13 protein-coding genes are annotated in these 17,298 nt (G+C 64.8%); 4 read left to right on the top strand and 9 right to left on the bottom strand.

Features of this window, described 5'->3' with window-relative positions:
• The first annotated feature begins 54 nt into the window (after positions 1 to 54).
• Together CCUG20998_RS02220 and CCUG20998_RS02215 are read left to right on the top strand one after the other, a co-directional pair.
• Positions 55 to 822 (top strand): class I SAM-dependent methyltransferase, encoded by a 768-nt coding sequence (locus CCUG20998_RS02220; protein WP_012392445.1) that lies wholly within the window; start codon positions 55 to 57, stop codon positions 820 to 822.
• A 44-nt stretch (positions 823 to 866) separates the two neighbouring features.
• A complete protein-coding gene (locus CCUG20998_RS02215; RefSeq protein WP_020731511.1) occupies positions 867 to 2,333 on the top strand; it encodes an aldehyde dehydrogenase in 1,467 nt (488 codons plus the stop codon).
• Positions 2,334 to 2,397: 64 nt separating this feature from the next.
• Here CCUG20998_RS02215 and CCUG20998_RS02210 read toward each other — a convergent pair whose 3' ends face one another.
• A complete protein-coding gene (locus tag CCUG20998_RS02210; protein ID WP_015354220.1) occupies positions 2,398 to 3,207 on the bottom strand; it encodes a crotonase/enoyl-CoA hydratase family protein in 810 nt (269 codons plus the stop codon).
• 161 nt (positions 3,208 to 3,368) lie between these two features.
• Between CCUG20998_RS02210 and CCUG20998_RS27605 the strand changes: the two genes are divergently transcribed.
• On the top strand, positions 3,369 to 3,527 hold the full coding sequence (locus CCUG20998_RS27605; RefSeq protein ID WP_020727860.1) for a hypothetical protein: 159 nt from the start codon (positions 3,369 to 3,371) through the stop codon (positions 3,525 to 3,527).
• Positions 3,524 to 4,144: a TetR/AcrR family transcriptional regulator gene (locus tag CCUG20998_RS02205; protein ID WP_020731509.1), complete on the top strand. Its 621-nt coding sequence runs from the start codon at positions 3,524 to 3,526 to the stop codon at positions 4,142 to 4,144. The genes CCUG20998_RS27605 and CCUG20998_RS02205 overlap by 4 nt, the downstream gene beginning before the upstream one ends.
• Before the next feature lie 77 nt (positions 4,145 to 4,221).
• Here the strand turns inward: CCUG20998_RS02205 and CCUG20998_RS02200 are convergent, their stop codons facing one another.
• The 8 genes from CCUG20998_RS02200 to CCUG20998_RS02165 form a co-directional block, all read right to left on the bottom strand.
• On the bottom strand, positions 4,222 to 8,886 hold the full coding sequence (locus tag CCUG20998_RS02200; RefSeq protein ID WP_020731508.1) for a thioester reductase domain-containing protein: 4,665 nt from the start codon (positions 8,884 to 8,886) through the stop codon (positions 4,222 to 4,224).
• Positions 8,887 to 8,997: 111 nt separating this feature from the next.
• Entirely contained in the window at positions 8,998 to 10,752 is a 1,755-nt protein-coding gene (locus tag CCUG20998_RS02195; protein ID WP_036457164.1) for a fatty acyl-AMP ligase, read from the bottom strand.
• A gap of 550 nt (positions 10,753 to 11,302) precedes the next feature.
• The gene (locus CCUG20998_RS02190; RefSeq protein ID WP_012392439.1) at positions 11,303 to 11,599 is read right to left on the bottom strand and encodes a hypothetical protein; all 297 of its coding nucleotides are present in this window, start codon (positions 11,597 to 11,599) and stop codon (positions 11,303 to 11,305) included.
• Positions 11,596 to 13,083 (bottom strand): class I adenylate-forming enzyme family protein, encoded by a 1,488-nt coding sequence (locus CCUG20998_RS02185; protein ID WP_020731506.1) that lies wholly within the window; start codon positions 13,081 to 13,083, stop codon positions 11,596 to 11,598. Before CCUG20998_RS02185 ends, CCUG20998_RS02190 begins: the two co-directional genes overlap by 4 nt.
• A 98-nt stretch (positions 13,084 to 13,181) precedes the next feature.
• Entirely contained in the window at positions 13,182 to 13,964 is a 783-nt protein-coding gene (locus tag CCUG20998_RS02180) for a crotonase/enoyl-CoA hydratase family protein (protein WP_020727856.1), read from the bottom strand.
• Positions 13,961 to 15,400: a WS/DGAT/MGAT family O-acyltransferase gene (locus CCUG20998_RS02175; protein ID WP_012392436.1), complete on the bottom strand. Its 1,440-nt coding sequence runs from the start codon at positions 15,398 to 15,400 to the stop codon at positions 13,961 to 13,963. The genes CCUG20998_RS02180 and CCUG20998_RS02175 overlap by 4 nt, the downstream gene beginning before the upstream one ends.
• A 44-nt stretch (positions 15,401 to 15,444) precedes the next feature.
• A complete protein-coding gene (locus tag CCUG20998_RS02170; RefSeq protein WP_171944472.1) occupies positions 15,445 to 16,641 on the bottom strand; it encodes an alpha/beta hydrolase in 1,197 nt (398 codons plus the stop codon).
• Between the two features lie 137 nt (positions 16,642 to 16,778).
• Positions 16,779 to 17,297, bottom strand: coding sequence for a hypothetical protein (locus CCUG20998_RS02165; RefSeq protein ID WP_020731505.1), 519 nt, complete (start codon positions 17,295 to 17,297; stop codon positions 16,779 to 16,781).
• Between the last annotated feature and the right edge of the window lies 1 nt (position 17,298).

The raw sequence follows: 17,298 nt of genomic DNA, 5'->3' as shown, positions 1-17,298 counted from the left end.
AGTGGCTAGCCTAGCCCGCGCGAGCGTCCCCAACGCCAGCCGTAGGGTGTGCCGATGGCCGTCACCGACAGGTTTGCGCGGCGGGCGACGCTGTCCCGGTCGCTGCGGTTGCTGTCCGAATTCCGCTACGAGCAACCCGACCCGGCGCGCTTCTACGGAGCACTCGCAGCCGACACCGCGACGTTGGTGAGCGACTTGTGGCTGGCCGCCCGCGGTGAATCGGTGGCCGGCCGCACGCTGCTCGACGTCGGCGGGGGTCCCGGATACTTCGCGTCCGCGTTCGCGGCCGCTGGCGTCGGGTACATCGGCGTCGAACCGGACCCCAACGAAATGCATGCGGCCGGGCCCGCGCACGCGGGTGGGCCCGGTTCGTTTGTCCGCGCCTCGGGCATGGCCCTACCGTTCGCCGACGACTCGGTGGACATCTGCCTGTCTTCCAATGTCGCCGAGCATGTGCCGCGCCCCTGGCAACTGGGGGCCGAGATGTTGCGGGTGACCAGGCCGGGTGGGCTTGCCGTGCTTTCCTACACCGTCTGGCTGGGCCCGTTCGGCGGGCACGAGATGGGCCTGAGCCACTACCTGGGCGGCGCGCGAGCCGCCGCACGGTATGCCCGCAGGCACGGCCATCCGGCAAAGAATAACTACGGGTCGTCGTTGTTCGCGGTGTCAGCCGCCGAGGGCCTGCGATGGGCGGAGGGCACGGGAACCCTGATCGCCGCATTTCCCCGCTACCACCCCCGATGGGCCTGGTGGATGACTTCGGTGCCAATGCTTCGCGAGTTCCTGGTGAGCAATCTGGTCCTGGTGCTGTCGCCCCGGTAATGGAACGTGTTCTTGTTTTGCTTTCGCTTGGGTAGGGTGGCGCCATGGGCGAGAAGACCGAATACGACAAACTCTTCATCGGCGGCAAGTGGACGGAGCCGTCGACCTCGGAAGTGATCGAGGTGCACTGTCCGGCCACCGGCGAGTACGTGGGCAAGGTGCCGTTGGCGGTCGCCGCCGACGTCGACGCTGCGGTTGCCGCCGCGCGCGCGGCATTCGACAACGGTCCGTGGCCATCCACGCCGCCAAAGGAACGCGCGACCGTCATCGCCAATGCCCTCAAGCTGCTCGAGGAGCGCAAAGACCATTTCGCCAAGCTGCTCGCCGACGAGACCGGCCAACCGCCGATGACCGTCGAAACGATGCACTGGATGGGCTCGATCGGGGCGCTGAACTTCTTCGCCGGCCCCGCCGTGGACCAGGTCAGGTGGAAAGAGATCCGCAACGGGTCCTACGGGCAGACCATCGTCCACCGGGAGCCGATCGGTGTGGTGGGCGCGATCGTGGCCTGGAACGTGCCCCTGTTCCTGGCGATCAACAAGCTGGGTCCGGCGCTGCTGGCGGGCTGCACGGTGGTGCTCAAACCCGCTGCCGAAACACCGCTGACCGCAAACGCGTTTGCGGAGGTGTTCGCCGAGGCGGGTCTGCCCGAGGGCGTGCTGTCGGTGGTGCCAGGCGGGGTTGAGACCGGGCAAGCCCTGACCTCCAACCCCGGGGTAGACCTGTTCACCTTCACCGGCAGCTCGGCCGTCGGCAAAGAGATCGGGCGACGGGCCGCGGAGATGCTCAAGCCGTGCACCTTGGAACTCGGCGGAAAATCGGCGGCCATCCTGCTCGAGGATGTCGATCTGACTACCGCGGTCCCGATGATGGTCTTCTCCGGGATCATGAACACCGGGCAGGCCTGCGTGGGCCAGACCCGCATCCTGGCCCCCCGGTCCCGCTACGAGGAGATCGTGGAGGCGGTAAGCGCCTTCGTACAAGCACTACCGGTCGGGCCGCCGTCGGACCCAGCCGCCCAAATCGGGTCGCTGATCTCGGAGAAGCAGCGGGCCAGGGTCGAGGGCTACATCGCCAAGGGCATCGAGGAAGGCGCCCGGCTGGTTTCCGGGGGCGGCCGCCCGGAGGGGCTGGACAACGGATTCTTCGTGCAGCCCACCGTCTTCGCCGACGTCGACAACAAGATGACGATCGCGCAAGAGGAGATCTTCGGGCCGGTGCTGGTGGTGATCCCCTATGACACCGAGGAGGATGCGATCAAGATCGCCAACGACTCGGTGTACGGTCTGGCCGGCAGCGTATGGACCTCCAACGTGCCCAAGGGCATCGAGATCTCGGAGAAGATCCGCACCGGCACGTATGCGATCAACTGGTACGCCTTTGATCCGTGCTGCCCATTCGGCGGCTACAAGAATTCCGGCATCGGTCGCGAAAACGGGCCCGAGGGCGTCGAGCACTTCACCCAGCAGAAGAGCGTGCTGATGCCGATGGGTTACACGCTCGAAAGCTAGCCCACTTCGGTAGGAGGCCGAATACCACCGCAATTCGCCGCCGTTTGGAATCAGGAGCCTGGGCTTAGCGGCCGGTGAATCGGGCCTGCCGGCGTTCGATGAAAGACTGCACTCCCTCGGCGGCATCTGCGCTGGTGAATAGCGCCCGAATATCGGGGACCAGGCGCTCGATCGCCGCGGCCTCACCTTCCCGGCGAGCCAGATGCGCCGACGCGAGGGTGGCTCGCACGCCCAACGGTGCGGCACGGTCGGCGATCGTCTGCGCGATCTCCCGAGCCCGGGTCAGAGCCGTCGCCGCATCGTCGGCCACCTCTTGGACCAGCCCGATGCGATGCGCTTCGGCGGCATCGAACTCGTCGCCGGTGAGCAACCAGCGCATCGCGTTACCCCACCCGGCGTCACGGGTCAGCCGGATCGTCGCGCCTCCGAACGGGTAGATCCCGCGCTGTACTTCGAGTTGACTGAATCGGGTTCCGGCCGCCGCGATGCGAATGTCGGAGGCCAGCAGCAATTCGATGCCCAACGTCATGCACCAGCCGTGTGCGACAGCGATCAGCGGTGTGCGCCACGGGCCGTCCAGCCGCCACGGGTCGCGACCATCCGCGGGGAACGGGGACTGTCCGGCCGCGATGCTGGGCGCAACGTCAACCAGATCCAGGCCGCCGGTGAAGTGGTCACCATGGGCGAACAGGACGCCGGCCCGCACCGAGTCGTCGGTTTCCAGCAGCGCGTAGGCGCGCGACAGGTCAGCAAACATTGCCCGGTCGAACGAATTGCGTTTCTGCGGCCGATTCAGGCCGATCAGCAGGACGTGGCCATCCCGCTCGAGGGACACGGTTGCCAGTTTGGGCAGGGAAGTTTCCGTCGTAGTCATCTGCACAGTGAACCGCAGTAATATGCCATATGCAATAGTTCATACCGTCCAATTGTCGGGACATTACGCGTTGGTTGCAGGGGTTGCCCTATCTCCGCCCACGCTTATATGCTGCTTTGCATAATCATGGGCCGGCGGCCCCGGCGCATGGGATAACGCAGATGCCGGGAGATACCATGTGGATCATCGAGCTCAACGTTGCCGGCTATCGCTTCACCCGCGAGATGCCCGATCTGCCCCGCAAGCAAGCCCGGTTGCGCCCCCGCCACCTGCATTGGCCGGTACTGCGCCACTCGCACGGACATTCCCCCGCCGCATGACACCGCCCAGCACATCGGCGCCGAAGCGTGGCGGCACCCGCGAGAAGATGTTGATCAGCGCCGCTCAGGTGATGCGCGAGCGGGGCGCGGCCGGGGTCACCATTGATTCGGTGCTCGCCCGCAGCGGCGCCCCCCGCGGTTCGGTCTACTACCACTTTCCCGACGGCCGAAATCAGATCCTGATCGAGGCGCTGCGTTATGCCGGCGATTCCATCACCGCGGTGATCGACAAGGCCGCCGACAAGGGCGCCCGGGCCCTGCTGCGCGAATTCGTCAGGCTGTGGGAGCACCTGCTTACCGACGGGGACTTTGCCGCCGGCTGCCCCGTGGTGGCAGCCGCCCTCGGCCCCGCCGACGATGAAGTCGAGCTAGCGGCGGAAGCCGGCACTATCCTCGACAGCTGGTGCGCCGCATTGGGCCGGGCCTTTGTTGCCGACGGATTCGACGAATCGACCGCAGCATCGCTGGCGGTGACCTCCATCGCCGCGCTGGAAGGCGCCATCATGCTGTGCCGGTCCACGCGTAGCGCCGAACCGCTGCGCCAGGTCGGCGAGCAGCTCGAATTCTTGGTCAAAGCAAGGGGATTCGTCGCACAAAGCAGACTGGATAGCGAGTAGAAACCGCAGCGGTAGCCACTGGTCCGCGGTCACGATCGGTCAGAAACGTCTCGATCGTCTCCGCGGCAGTGTGCCCTTCAGCACTTCCCCCTCACGATGCGAAACTCCCGCGTGGCGCCCGGGTTACGCACCTTTCGCGTTGACTCGAAAACCGCTGTTCCCCGGGCGATGCGCTGGTCATTCTTCCACCAGCCGCGACCGGAGCGCTGTTCGATGTCGATCGTCACGTCCGCCTCGTCGGTGAAATGGGTGTAAACGTATTCGTCACCGGGCAATGGGCGGACCGACAGCAGCATGCGCGCCGGGTCCGCTTTGACACGCACCACGAAGCGGAGGTCGCCACGCTCGGCAACGAAGTCCCAAGAGTCCGTGGCTGAATCCAACTCGCGGTTGTGATGAAAAGCATCGATCAGGTTGCTCTCGATGCACTCGCCCTTGTAGCTGAAGGTCAGCCATAGCGAGGTCTGAGACCAATCGTTGAAGCGGGCGCCGAAGCCTTCGATGAGGAAGTCAGGATCACCCTCGAAGTTGGCGCAATGCACCCAGGCGGACTCGCGCAGATTCTTGGTGTTCCAATAGTGCCCGTCGCTCGCCACCGTGCGGCCGATCTCGTATGTCTGGCCACAAACCGTGACAACACCGCGAAGGTGCTGTCTTGCCCCGTTCGACTGGAAGTGTGGAAGCAAGTCGTAGGCCGAGGCTTCGGGTAGGCGATCTAAGGAGATCGCCTCGCTCCGGTCCAATTCGAGATCCCACTCGATCACCCCGTCCGCGGAATCCACGCGGCCCCATACCTTCTCTTCGCCATAGCCCGAAGGACCGATCTCAAGACGTACTTTCGCCGAGTTCTCGAGCCGGGCATGACCTAGTGGATAACGCTGGCGGATGGCCAACTCCGTACCCGGGCGCTGGCGGTCGCGGAACGTAGACCACACCTCCGCGAGTTTGTCGGACTCCAGAAAGCCGTTGTGCAGCACGTAGCGCGCCATAAAGCTGAGGCCCCGCACCGGATCGTTGAAGAGGACGTAATAGGTCTCGACGAAATCCAGCTGGACGCCATCGAAGCGCAGGCGATCATCCAAAGTCTGCCCGGATTCTCCCGGGGGGTGCAGCACCAACGCAGGCTCGTCGGATAGGCCGGCACCCGGGTTGCTGGGCAGTTGGTCGTAGTAGTCGCATGCCACAAAATGGCGCGTGTAGCGGGCCAACAGCTCCAGTTGATCGGGCACGTCGAAGTCCAGATCCGCTGTGGCGGAATCAAACAACGCGCGGCCGGTGGGCGGAAAGAATACCTGCTCCTCGGAGAGCGCGCGGATGAAGTCCACGAAGGGGAAGAGCGCGTTTTTCCGCAGCCCCTCAGTACCGAGGCCGAGCAACTCCCGCTTCCAGACATCCCACGGCAGTCCACGAATGTCGTAGCCCACCTCGCGGTGCCAGTCGATGTAGTCCGAAACCTGCCTGGAGCGCGGATGCACTACAAAATAAGCCTGATTGAGGTTCTGCGGGCGTTTTGCGATGTGCACGATGGCCTTGGAAGTGAAGTCCACGGGCGCCATCTCCCAGGTGGTGTCCAGCAGCGGCCAGGCACCGAGCTGGATGCATCCCTTGAGGAACTGGGGCAGGAATTCGTCGAGCTTGTGGTAGGTACCGTCGGATAGTCCAGACACCATGCCCGGCCGGTAGATGGCACCGGGTATACCTCGTTCGGTGAATGCTTGCCACATCATCACATCGCTGACGTATTTGGTCTGCTCGTAGCCGTTTAGCAGGTCGTCGCAGTGGGTGATCGCCTCCCGGTCCTGCACAACGGAGTGTCGACCGTAGCCGGTCGACATGATCACGCCAAGGGTTGAAACAAAGTGCACCTGGATGGGGGCCTCGCTGGACACTGCCAATCGCAGGATCGTCTCCGTGGACTCCACATTGGTGGCCTTGAGATGCTGGTAGGGGTAGACGAAGTTGACCCATGCCGCGGAATGCACGATGGTGTCGATGGAGCGAGCAAGCGCTTGGAACGGCGCCAGGCCGTCCAGCCCCAGCCAGGGGGCGGTCAGGTCGCCCAACACGACGTCAACCCTCGATTCGAAGGTGACATCCCAGAGCCCGTAACGGCAAAGGTTGTTGAGAATGCGCTGCCGCCCCTCCTCGGGGGTTGACGCACGCACCAAACAAGAGATGCGAGCCTCGGTTTGGATCAACAGCTCGCGGATGAGATATGCGCCCAGGTAGCCAGTACCGCCGGTCAGCAGAATGTGGTGCATGGGCCGGTCGTAGGTACTGGGGTCATAGCCCGGCCGACAAATGTCAGCGGCAAGATGGCCTTCTTCCTTGAGCGAGAAGGAATCAGCAAGCAGCTGCGGGGCGCGGCCGGCCTCCACGTCCCTTATCGCCTGGGCCAGCACGGCAACAGTGGGCTCGATGATGGTCTGCAGCGAGATTGACTCTGCTACACCCATGTCCCACATACGGGCAAAGGCCTCGGCGGCGCGCAGGGAGTCGCCGCCGAGTTCGTAGAAGTTGTCGTTCACTCCCACCCGGTCGATGCCCAGCACATCGCACCAGATGCGAGCGATCGCCTTCTCCTGGCTATCACGGGGTGTGACGTAGGGCGTGGCAAGCGCCGGACGACGCGCGTGGGCGGTCACCGCCAAGGCGGTCATCAGGGCATCGACGTTCGAGCCAATGCGGGCAATTTCAGCGTAACCACCGGCGGCGCGGGTCCGGGCGCCAGACCGGGACGGCACGGGCGCGGACTCATCCCGCGCCGGGTCGGTCTCCTCCCGCAAGATCACCCGGGTGGAAGCGAGCAGGTGAGCCTCGATATCGGCCACCTCGAGAATTATCTTCTGTACGTCGCCGACCCCCGCGGGCACACTGACGCCGGCAAGGCTGTCGTAGAAGCTGCGAACGGGAACGTTGCGCGCACTGGTCTCCACCTCCAGCAAGAGCTGGTCGCAACCGGCCTCGCTGGCATCCACTGCCAGCCTGCGCACCAGCGCCTGCTCCACCCGACGGCCCAGTACGCGACAACTCATCAGGAAAAGATCGCAAACTAGGGCGCTGTCACGGGACACCGCGGATACCAGACCGACGAATCCATAGTCGCCGAAGCGATCACTGACGCGAGCGCGCCACGTGCGCCGGCCCGGCTCGCGACAGAACGCACGCAGCTCCGCCTCGGACATCGATCGTTTGCGGGCGTTGAACTGGTTGGTGCGGTGAGTGAGCTGCGCGGCGCGCGCAAGCTCGTCTTCCAGCGAGAGGGGTGCGAGGTCGATCTCGAGATCCAGCCGGGAAAGAAAATCATCGATGGTGGGCGCGCTCGCCTCGATCTCGGCGCGCTGGACGCTCTGGCGCATCATCGCGGTGCGACTCCGATCCTCTTCGGTGGTACGCGCCGCGTCGAAGGCCCAATGGTGGTTGAGGAATGACTCGAAGCACTCGGGCTGCGGCAGCTCGATGGCGAGCACCTGCGGCAACGCCTCGCTGACCTCGGCGACTTCCATGGCACTGTCGTCAATGAAGATAAATGTGTCCAGCCCCAGTCCGAGTTCGTCAGCGAGCAAGCGCATGTTCTCTGATTTGGGTAGCCAGTTGATCCGACGAAGGCAGATGTGTTCCAAGCCGAGCGGCATGTCAGGGTGAGCGGCGAAGGCGGCCAATACATCGGCATCGTTGTTCTTGCTGACAATGCATAGCAGCTTTCCTGCCTCTGCTTGGGCGACCATGAAACGCTGGAGGACCAGAAAATGCTCGGAGAGCGTGATGCCCTCCGGACCGTCTTCCCCCACCACGCCGCCCCACAAGGTGTTGTCACAGTCCAGCACGATCACCTTTGCCGGTTCGCTGAGCACGGCAGCGATGCGCCGGGCGATACAGGCCCCGATGGCACTGAAACACCCCTGAGTGAAGGGCAGGTGACCAAGGCTGTCACGGGCCTCATCCCAGATGCGCACAACCGGCCAGTCCTCGTAAACTCGGCGCAGGTCCACGGGGAAGAGACTGGGGTGGGAGCCAGCCGCGGCGATGATGCGTTGGTCCAAATCCTCCAGCAGCTCTGCCAGACCGAGTGCGCGTACCGAGTGGGGGGAGTGCGGCGCCAGAGCGACCAGAGTCGGCGCACCACTTCGGTCAGCATGGCCGAGCAGTGCGTCGCAAAGCTCCGCGACGGCACGCTCGAGTTCCTCCCGGCCGGGAGGCGTGTTGTGGTGCCGAAAGAGGTCCTCCACGCGCATGAGCACGACATTTATGCCGCCCTCGCCTGCGAATACACCCTCGGGGTTGAGCAAGGCCTGGAACACCTGGTTGTACCCGGCGAATTGGACGTTCGCCGGCATGCCCAAGCGACCGAGCAGGTTGCACACGGTCGGCTCGATCAGCTCAGCGGTGAATGAGGCGGCGACACGCACCGTTTGCACGTAGGGCGCGTTGGTGTCGCGGCTACGCATTCCCTCGCGCATGCGGAAGAGAGTGACGCACATGGCATCGATGCTCTCGAATTCGGCGAGCAGGGTTGGCTCGATGTCGATTTCCAGTAGCTTTTCCAGTTCGCCGGCCAGACGTACGGTATGAACCGAACTGAACCCCAAGTCGGCTAGCGAGCGTGAAAAATCGACACCGGTGAAGCCGGCGTCGCTGCTCTTGGCTATCTCATGCCGAAGCCAGTCGCGGAACGTCTCCAGACTGCGCACGGTCGTCGTGTTTCCACCGCTGGCCACGAAATCGACATCTTCCTTGAACATCGCGCTCCTTAGGAGTGGGTGGGTTTGACTTCGGGTGCTTGATCTCTTCGAGCCACTCGGCTACCCGCCGTGGGCACCGGAGCTCAACGCCTCAGGCCCAATCGGCCTGTCTCATTTCTCCAACGCGCCGTGCAAAGCGAGGCCACCCTGGCGCAGCAGCTCTCGGCACAAGGACCGCTGGATCTTGCCGCTGGTGGTCTTGGGAACCTCGCCGCATCGCGCGAGAAATACCGCGTCGACCGATACCTCGTGCTCTCGGGTGATGGCGCGCGCGATGCGCTGCCCTACGTCGCGCGGGTCCAGGCCCCGTTCTGCTTCCCGGCGGATCTCGGCAACGACAATGAGGGCCTCACGGTCCTCTCGCTCCTCGGCGAACACGGCCACGAAGTGTGAGCGCACAGCCGGATGGGCGCCCTCTGCGGTCTCTTCTAGGTCCTGCGGGTAATGGTTGGCGCCATGGACGATGACGAGGTCTTTCAAGCGACCGACAACAAATAGTTCATCGTCGCGGCAGAAGCCGAGATCTCCCGTACGCAGATAGCGGGCAGGATCACCGGGTAGGCGCGCCGCAAAGACCTCCTCCGTCTGAATGTCCCTGCCCCAGTAGCCCTTCGCGACGCTCCTGCCGGTTAACCAGATCTCGCCCACCCGGTCCGGGCCCACCGGGTGTCCGGTCTCGGGGTCGACGATCTTCACCATCGTCCCCGCCAAGATGCGCCCGCTGCTCACCAGCCGCCGCGACGGGGAGTCACCGCGAGGTGCACACACCTGTGACTGCCGCAGAGCCGCGACATCGATCTCCACAACGGTTGGCTCAGTCGCAGGAATCTTGGTAGAGACCGCCAGGGTGTTCTCGGCGAGGCCGTACGAGGGCTGCATGCAGGTTGGAGCCCAGCCCAAGGGGGCAAGGGCCGCATTGAAGCGTTCCAGAGTGGTAGCGCGGATGGGTTCTGCGCCGTTGAGGGCGACATTCCAACAGGAGAGATCGATGCCGCTGAGATCGGCGTACGAGGCGGCGTCTGCGCAGAGGTCGTAGGCGAAGTTGGGGCCACCGGTGAAGGTGATGCGGTAGTCGGAGATCGCACGGAGCCAGAGGTCGGGACGCTTGACGAAGCTGAGCGGATCGGCGAGCACAACCGGGAAGCCCGCGAAGATGGGCGTGAGCACTCCGAGGATCAGGCCCATGTCGTGATACAGCGGAAGCCAGCTCAGCGCACGGTCTTCCGCGGTAAGGCCGAAGCCGTATTGTATTTGGGCACAGTTGAACATGAGGTTGTCGTGGGTGACGACCACCCCGCGCGGTGCGCTTGTGGAGCCGGAGGTGTACTGCAGTAGGCATACGTCTTTGGATGCCGGTGCGACAGGTTGCCAGTCTTCATCAGGGATCGCCAACAGCCAGTCGAGGCGCAGTACCGTCAGGAAGTCCAGGCGCAAATCGGCAGCCACGCTTGCCGTCAACTCTTTCGCCTCGGGCCCGCTCGTGAGCAAGACTTCCGCCCCACAGTCGGCCACGACGTGGGCGAGCCTATCCAGGTGTTTGGCACGGCGCGGCACGGGCAAATTCACCGCAACACGGCGAGCATAAGCACATGCCAGGAAGCCGACGACATAGTCGAGACAGTTGCCCATCACGAGTAGCACGCGATCACCTTGATTACCAATACTTTTCAGCTGAAACGCGATTGCCCGGGCGCGAGCGTCCAGCCGCGCGTAGGTAGCCTTGTCCGTCTCGCCACGCATGCCTCGCAGCTCGACCATCGCCAGCTCGTCAGGCTGATTGCGCGCGCGCCATGCCAGTCGCTCAACGAGATTGAGGTGGGGAGGAGGAAGGTGCGCCACTCGTCCCCCTGGAATCGATTCGTTCACAGTGTCTCCCTGACCTTCCTGCTTGATCGATGGCTTGGACGAAGCCCCGAACCGCGAGCAGCCGCGGCCCACCCCTCCTTGCTCAGCATCAGGTTCGATGCTTTGCACCAACCCAACGACAACGCCATCTTGACCATGAAAACAATTGCTGCTCAATGAATTCTTAACTGGCGCCGCCGGGGTTTCACCGCCCTTGGCGTTAGATCAGTTCGAACACAACCACTCTCGCGCCGGTAGGCCGGCGGGCTGGGGCACTAACGACGGCGCGGACAGCCAAGACCCCGGCAATGGCGGGGCGGCGACAACGGTGAGTGGCTGCAACAGTGGGGTTGGCGACGACGGTGGGTTCGGTGGGAACGCCGAATTGGGCGCCTTTGCGGCCATCGCCGCCTACGGAGGCAACGGTGGAACCGGCCGGCTGGGTTTCCAGGCCGGGTTCGGTGGTACCGGCGGTGGAGCCGGACTCGGCGGGTTGTTGCTAGACCAAAACGCCAGACCTGGAGCAAAAGCCCCGATGCGCGGGGGCACCGATTGCCATCGGCCGGCTGGATCAGTCGCTGGCCGGAAGCGGCTTGACCTCCTTGAGCGCCAGCTTGGTGGCACCGACACTCAACGACCCGGCGCCCGGTTTGGTGACCAGCAACTCGGCACCGGCCTCATCGACATAGCGTTTGCCCAGCACCGAGCCGTCGGCGAACTCGGGATCGAGTTGGCCCGAGCGCTGCACGCCAATCTCCACCATCGGCGCGCCTCCGCACCGCAGATCGTCGAGGGTGTCGGCGCTTCTGACCACGATGACCTGGGTGTCACACACCTGGCTGGCCAGCCGGGTTCCGTTCTTGATCATGATTTCGTACCTGCCAGTTCCTCGATGATCTCCCGGCGAAGGATTTTGCCGGTGGCGGTGGTGGGCAGCTCGTGACGAAACACTACCCGGTCCGGGGTGCGCGACCCCCGCAAACTTCTTCGCACGAATTCACGTAGTTCTTCCGGATCTGGGTCGACGCCGGCGACGGGCACCACGACGGCCACGATCTCCTGGCCCCACTGGGCATCCTCGACTCCGACCACGGCCACGTCGCGCACCTGCGGGTGCTCGATCAGCACTTCCTCGAGTTCGGCCGGCGCGATGTTCTCCCCGCCGCGGATGATGGTGTCGTCGGAGCGTCCGCCGATGAATAGGTAGCCGTCTTCGTCGAGCATGGCGATGTCCTTGGTGCCGAACCAGCCGTGACCGTCTAGCACCGAACCGATTCCGGTGTAGCGTCCGGACACCTGCTCACCCCGCACAAACAGTTCGCCGGTCTCACCGGGCCCGAGCACCCTGCCGTCCTGGCCCCGGATCTGCAGCTCGACGCCGGGCACCGGCCGCCCCACCGAGCCCAACCGCCTGGCCAGGCCAGCCGCCGCCGCGGACTGCGCGGCGCGATGGTCATCGGGCGTCAGCACGGCGATGGTCGAGCTGGTCTCGGTCAGCCCGTAGGCGTTGACGAAGCCCACGTCCGGCAACAGCTCGAGGGCCCGGCGCACCAGTGGCAGACCGACTTTCGAGCCACCGTAGGCCAGGTTGCGCAACGAGGGCAGCTTGTGTTCGCCGGTCTCGAGCACGGCGACGATGCGGTCCAGCATGGTCGGCACCACGGTGGCGGTGGTGACCTGTTCCGCATTGGTCAGCCTTACCCACTCGTGCGCGTCAAAGTTGGTCAGGTAGACCATCTTTCGTCCGGCATACAGATTCGACAGGACGGCACTTACCCCGGCGATGTGATACGGCGGCACACAGATCAGCGCCGCGTCGGAGGGCGCGGCGCACCCGAACTCGACCGTCGTGGTGACATAGCTGGTCAGGTTGCTGTGGGTCAGCTCGACGGCCTTGGGTTGCGAGGTGGTGCCCGAAGTGAACAGCACGATGGCCACCGATTCCGGGTCGGGAAACTCCGCGACCGGTTCGGCGCGGCCGGCTAGCTCCAGAAATTGCTGGGAGCTCAGCGACTGGTCGGCTGCGATCGTGTCCCGGTAGCGTTCGTCGACGACCACCAGGGGCCGTGGCAACCGGCGGATCAATGCTGCGATGCCGTCAGCGGACAGCCGGTAGTTGATCGGGGTGAAGGGCAGCCCCGCGCGCGCCGAGGCGAAGATCAGCAGCGGCAGCATCGCCCCGCCGGTGCCGACGTACACCACATGCTGGGCATCGGATGCGGCGATGGCCCCCGCACCCCCGTCGGCGAGATCGCTGAGCTGCTGAGTCGTCAGCCGCAAGTCGCCCGAGACGACGGCGATGCGGTCAGGACTAGCTGACGCAGCCATTTCGAGCAGCAACGAAACGCTCATCCGGGACCCTTCAGGAAGCCCTCCCTTTACAAAACTTGGCCTCAGTGTAACCCATCGGCGGGCCCGGCTTCCCGGGGAGAAGCCGTGGTCGGCACCGGTCAGGTACCGGTCCAGCGGGGCGGACGTTTCTCCGCGAACGCGATCGCACCTTCCTTGGCGTCATTGGAGGTGAAAATCGGGAACAGGATCTTCATCTGCTGGGCGAATCTGGTGTCCAGACTCCAGCCGCGGGATTCGGTGATGATCCGTTTGGTGGCGGCCACCGCGAGCGGACCGTTGGCAGTGATCTTCTCCGCCAACGCGATCGCCGCATCCAGGGCTGCCCCGGGTTCGGCCAGCGCGTTGACCATGCCGAGTGCGTGGGCGCGTTCGGCGGACAGGTTGTCACCGGTGAGCGCCAGTTCCATCGCGATCGCGTAGGGAATGCGCTCGGGCAGCCGCAGCAATCCCCCGCCACCGGCCACCAGACCCCGTTTCACCTCCGGTATTCCGAACGCCGAATCCCTGGCCGCCACAATCAGATCGGTGGCCAAGGCCAGCTCGGTGCCGCCGGCCAAGGCGTATCCTTCGACCGCCGCGATCAGCGGTTTGGCCGGTGGGCGCTCGGTGAACCCCAGCCCCCGGCCCTCGACCACGACGTTCTCGCCGCGGGCAAACGCCTTGAGGTCCATGCCGGCACAGAACGAGCCACCCGCTCCGGTAAGGATCCCCACCGAGAGGCCGGCGTCAGCATCGAGGCGATCCATCGCATCGGCCAAGGCCCGGCTCACCGCGGCGTTGACCGAGTTCTTGGCCTTGGGCCGATTGATCGTGATGATCAGGATTCGGTCCCGCTGTTCGACCAGGACTTCGGGTTCGGTGTCGCCGTTTAGTTCACTCACGCGCTCCCAGCTCCTTCATTCATTGATCGAGCTTGCGCCATCGCTGCCTCGATGACCGTCAGCTCTGCGGAAAGCCCAGCCGCCCTTCGTATCTCGACGAAGTCAGCCATCATGGCTTCAGTCACTTCATGCGGATCCTCGACGGTGGCACCGTCTGTCAGGACCGAGATATTGAGCTGGTCGACATAGCTCCACACGGTGATGTTCAGGCCGCTACCCGCGGTCAGCGGCCCCACCGAATAGATCTCGGTTACCAGCGCACCACCCACCCTGCCGTGCTCGCGCGGGCCGGGAACATTCGAGATGTTCAGATTCAGGACCTTGTTTTGCCCGTCCCGGCTCGACGCCCACCGGAAGGCCGCTTCGGTTGCCCCCGGCGGCCAGTACGCCGCCCAGCGACTGATCAGCTCGGGCCCCAGCAGCTGGTGACTCTCCTTGGCCGATAGCGCATTTTCGTGACAGGCCTGTACCCGCTCCAATGGGTCCGCGCAGTCGGTGGGCAGCGCCACCATCATCCCGCTGAAGTAGTTCCCGCTGATGCGGTCCGGCGAGAAGTCGTAGCTCACCGGGACCGAGGCCAGCAGTGGCTCGGCCCGGCCGTCATAGCGCAACAGCAGGTTCCGCAGCGCTCCGGTGGACATCGCCAGCACCATGTCGTTGATGGTCGCGCCCAGCTGCTTGCCGGTCTGCTTCACGTCGGCAAGCGCCAACGTCGCGGTGGCGAATCTGCGCTGCGGGGTGAGCATATGGTTCATGAACGTCGGTGGCGGGGTGAACGGGCGGGTCAGCTCGGGAGACAGTTTTCGCGAGCTGCGTCTCACGCGGGCCAGGCCCTGCGCGGTGTAGCGCATCGTCGCGGGGATCCGGCCAAGGTGGCGCAGGTGATCCAGGAACGCCGAGCTCATCAATTCCCGCTTGGTAGGAGCCGGGTCGCTCACGTACGGATCGCCCTCGGGGCCGGGCAACAAGTCCATGCCGCGTGCCATCAGGTTCGCCGAGGCGACCCCGTCGGCGAGGGCATGATGGATCTTGCCCACCACCGCGACTCGATGGTTGGCCAGGCCTTCGACGAAGTACATCTCCCACAACGGGTACCTGCGGTCCAGCGGCGTGCTGGCGATCTCACCGATCGCCTCGTCCAACTCGCGCCGACCCCCTGGGGGTCTGAGCTGCCAGGGGCGGATGTGGTAGTCGAGGTCAACTTCACAGTGCTCTCGCCACATCGGGTGATGGAACTTGAACGGGATGTCGACGAGCTGATACCCGAAAGGTTCCAGTTTGGCCATGCGTTCGCCGATGACTGCCCGGAACGCGTCGACGCCGAACGCGCGGCGGTCCGGATCGAGTTCGATAACAGCAACTTTGAGGGTGTGCATGTGCACGTTGGGCGTTTCGCTGTACAGCAGTACCGCGTCCCAACCGCTGAGCCGTTTCATCTCAGCCCTCTAGTCATGGCGTGACCTCACTGTCGACCGACGCGTTAGATGACCTCTTTCGACAGCTGCGCCCGAGTGCGATGAATCTGGTTGAGGAACAACGAAATCGCGTGCGTGGCCGAGCCTGTGCGGGCCCCGTCCAGCAGGTCGAAGCCGTGGCCGGCCCCGGGCAGTTCGACGTAGGCGACCAGTGAACGCGACACCGCACGCAACCGCTCGACGAAGCTGCGCGCTTGCGCCACCGGGATGACACCGTCGCGGCTGCCGTGAATGACCAGAAACGGCGGCGCGTTGGTGTGTACCCGGGCAACCGGTGATGCGTCGCGGAACACCTGCGGGTGACGTTTGATCGAGCGCTTAACCACCACTCGCTCCAGGAAGTCGACGAACCGCGCCCGTTCGGCGGTGGATCGATCCTCCCAGTCGTAGCGACCGTAGATCCCGACGGCCGCGTCCACCGACGTGTCGGACCCTTCGGGAAGCTCACTTTGATAATCCGGATCGTTGGCGGTCAGGCCGGCCAATGCGGACAGGTGACCGCCGGCCGAACACCCCGCCACCGCAATGAAGTTGCGGTCACCGCCGAACTTGTCGACATTGGCGCGGGCCCAGGCGATGGCCGCTTTCACGTCGTGGATGTGGCGGGGCCACCGGTGATGCGGCGCTACTCGGTAGTCGATCGACAGGCACACCCAGCCCTGTTCGGCCAGCCGCGACAGCAATGCATACCCCTGGATTGCTCGACTGCCGTGTATCCAGGCGCCGCCGGGAACAAAAATCAGCACCGGCGCGGGCTCGGTGGGCAGGTCGTCCCGGCGCCACACGTCGAGCACCTGGGCCGGGCTGTTGCCGTAGTGAACCCCGCCCCGATGTAGGTAGCGGCGGTGACGAAATGCTTCGCACACTGGCGGCGTGCGCTGGGGCGCCGGCCATTCGACATCCAAATCCGCCGTTGAGACGATCCCCCGCAGCGCCGCCGCCGAGACTTCGTTCGTGCTGTCCCGGTCGCGCTGACGCGTCACGTTGATACCCGGAGTGAACAGATCCTTTGCCCTTGCCGCGACGAACTCCGGGGTATGGCGCGCGCCCCAGACCCCCATTGCGGTGACGCAACCCAGCGGCTCGAGATGCTTGCCCACCACCGGGAGCGAAGCCCCGGCGACACTCATGGCCAGCAGATAGTCGGCAGGACGCGCGCGCAGCATCCATTTGACACGGGACATCATCGACGTCATCGACATCGTTGTCGGGCCGGTGGCAGCCATGTGGGGGAGCGTACTCCTGTTGGCCGCCACCGCACCGGCTCGCGTCCGGGTTGGGTCCGACGGCAAATGATTGCGCCCGACCGATGATTTGCCAGGGTCGCCAACCCCGCTATTCAACGGCTGAGCTGGACTTCGCTCACGCGCCGCCGATGCGCGAGCACCAGTCGGACGGCGTAGGTGGCCGCACTGAGCGCGAACATCACCGCGGTGAGCAACAGCCACCTACCCAAAAACGGCTGCTGGGTTTCGCCGGTGGCCGCGTGGTAGGTCGACGCACCTTGCTCGATGATGCCGGGCAGGAATATCAGCAGCGTCAGGGCGGACCCCATCGCCGGGATCCGCAGGTAGTTGCGGACCGAGACTTCTCGACTTCCGGAGCGGGCGCGGCCCCAGCGCACCGCAAAGATGCGATCAAACAGCGAATAGACTGGGAATGCGACGAGGTCGTGGCCGATGACGGCGGCCGCGAACCACACCGCGATCGACTGCCACCAGGTACCCGGATTCCACAGTGTGGCGATCTTGAAGGTCGCCACGATGTAGCCAACCAGCGCGAGGCCGGCGAGCATGGTCAGCAGATGCAGCGGGTGCGCGCCGTAATAGCGGCCGAAGCGCCTAGTGAGTTCGCGCATC

This window comes from Mycobacterium marinum (assembly GCF_003391395.1).
GTDB classification, from domain to species: domain Bacteria; phylum Actinomycetota; class Actinomycetes; order Mycobacteriales; family Mycobacteriaceae; genus Mycobacterium; species Mycobacterium marinum.
Note: the sequence above shows the minus strand (reverse complement) of the source record. Positions and strands in the feature narration are given on the sequence as shown.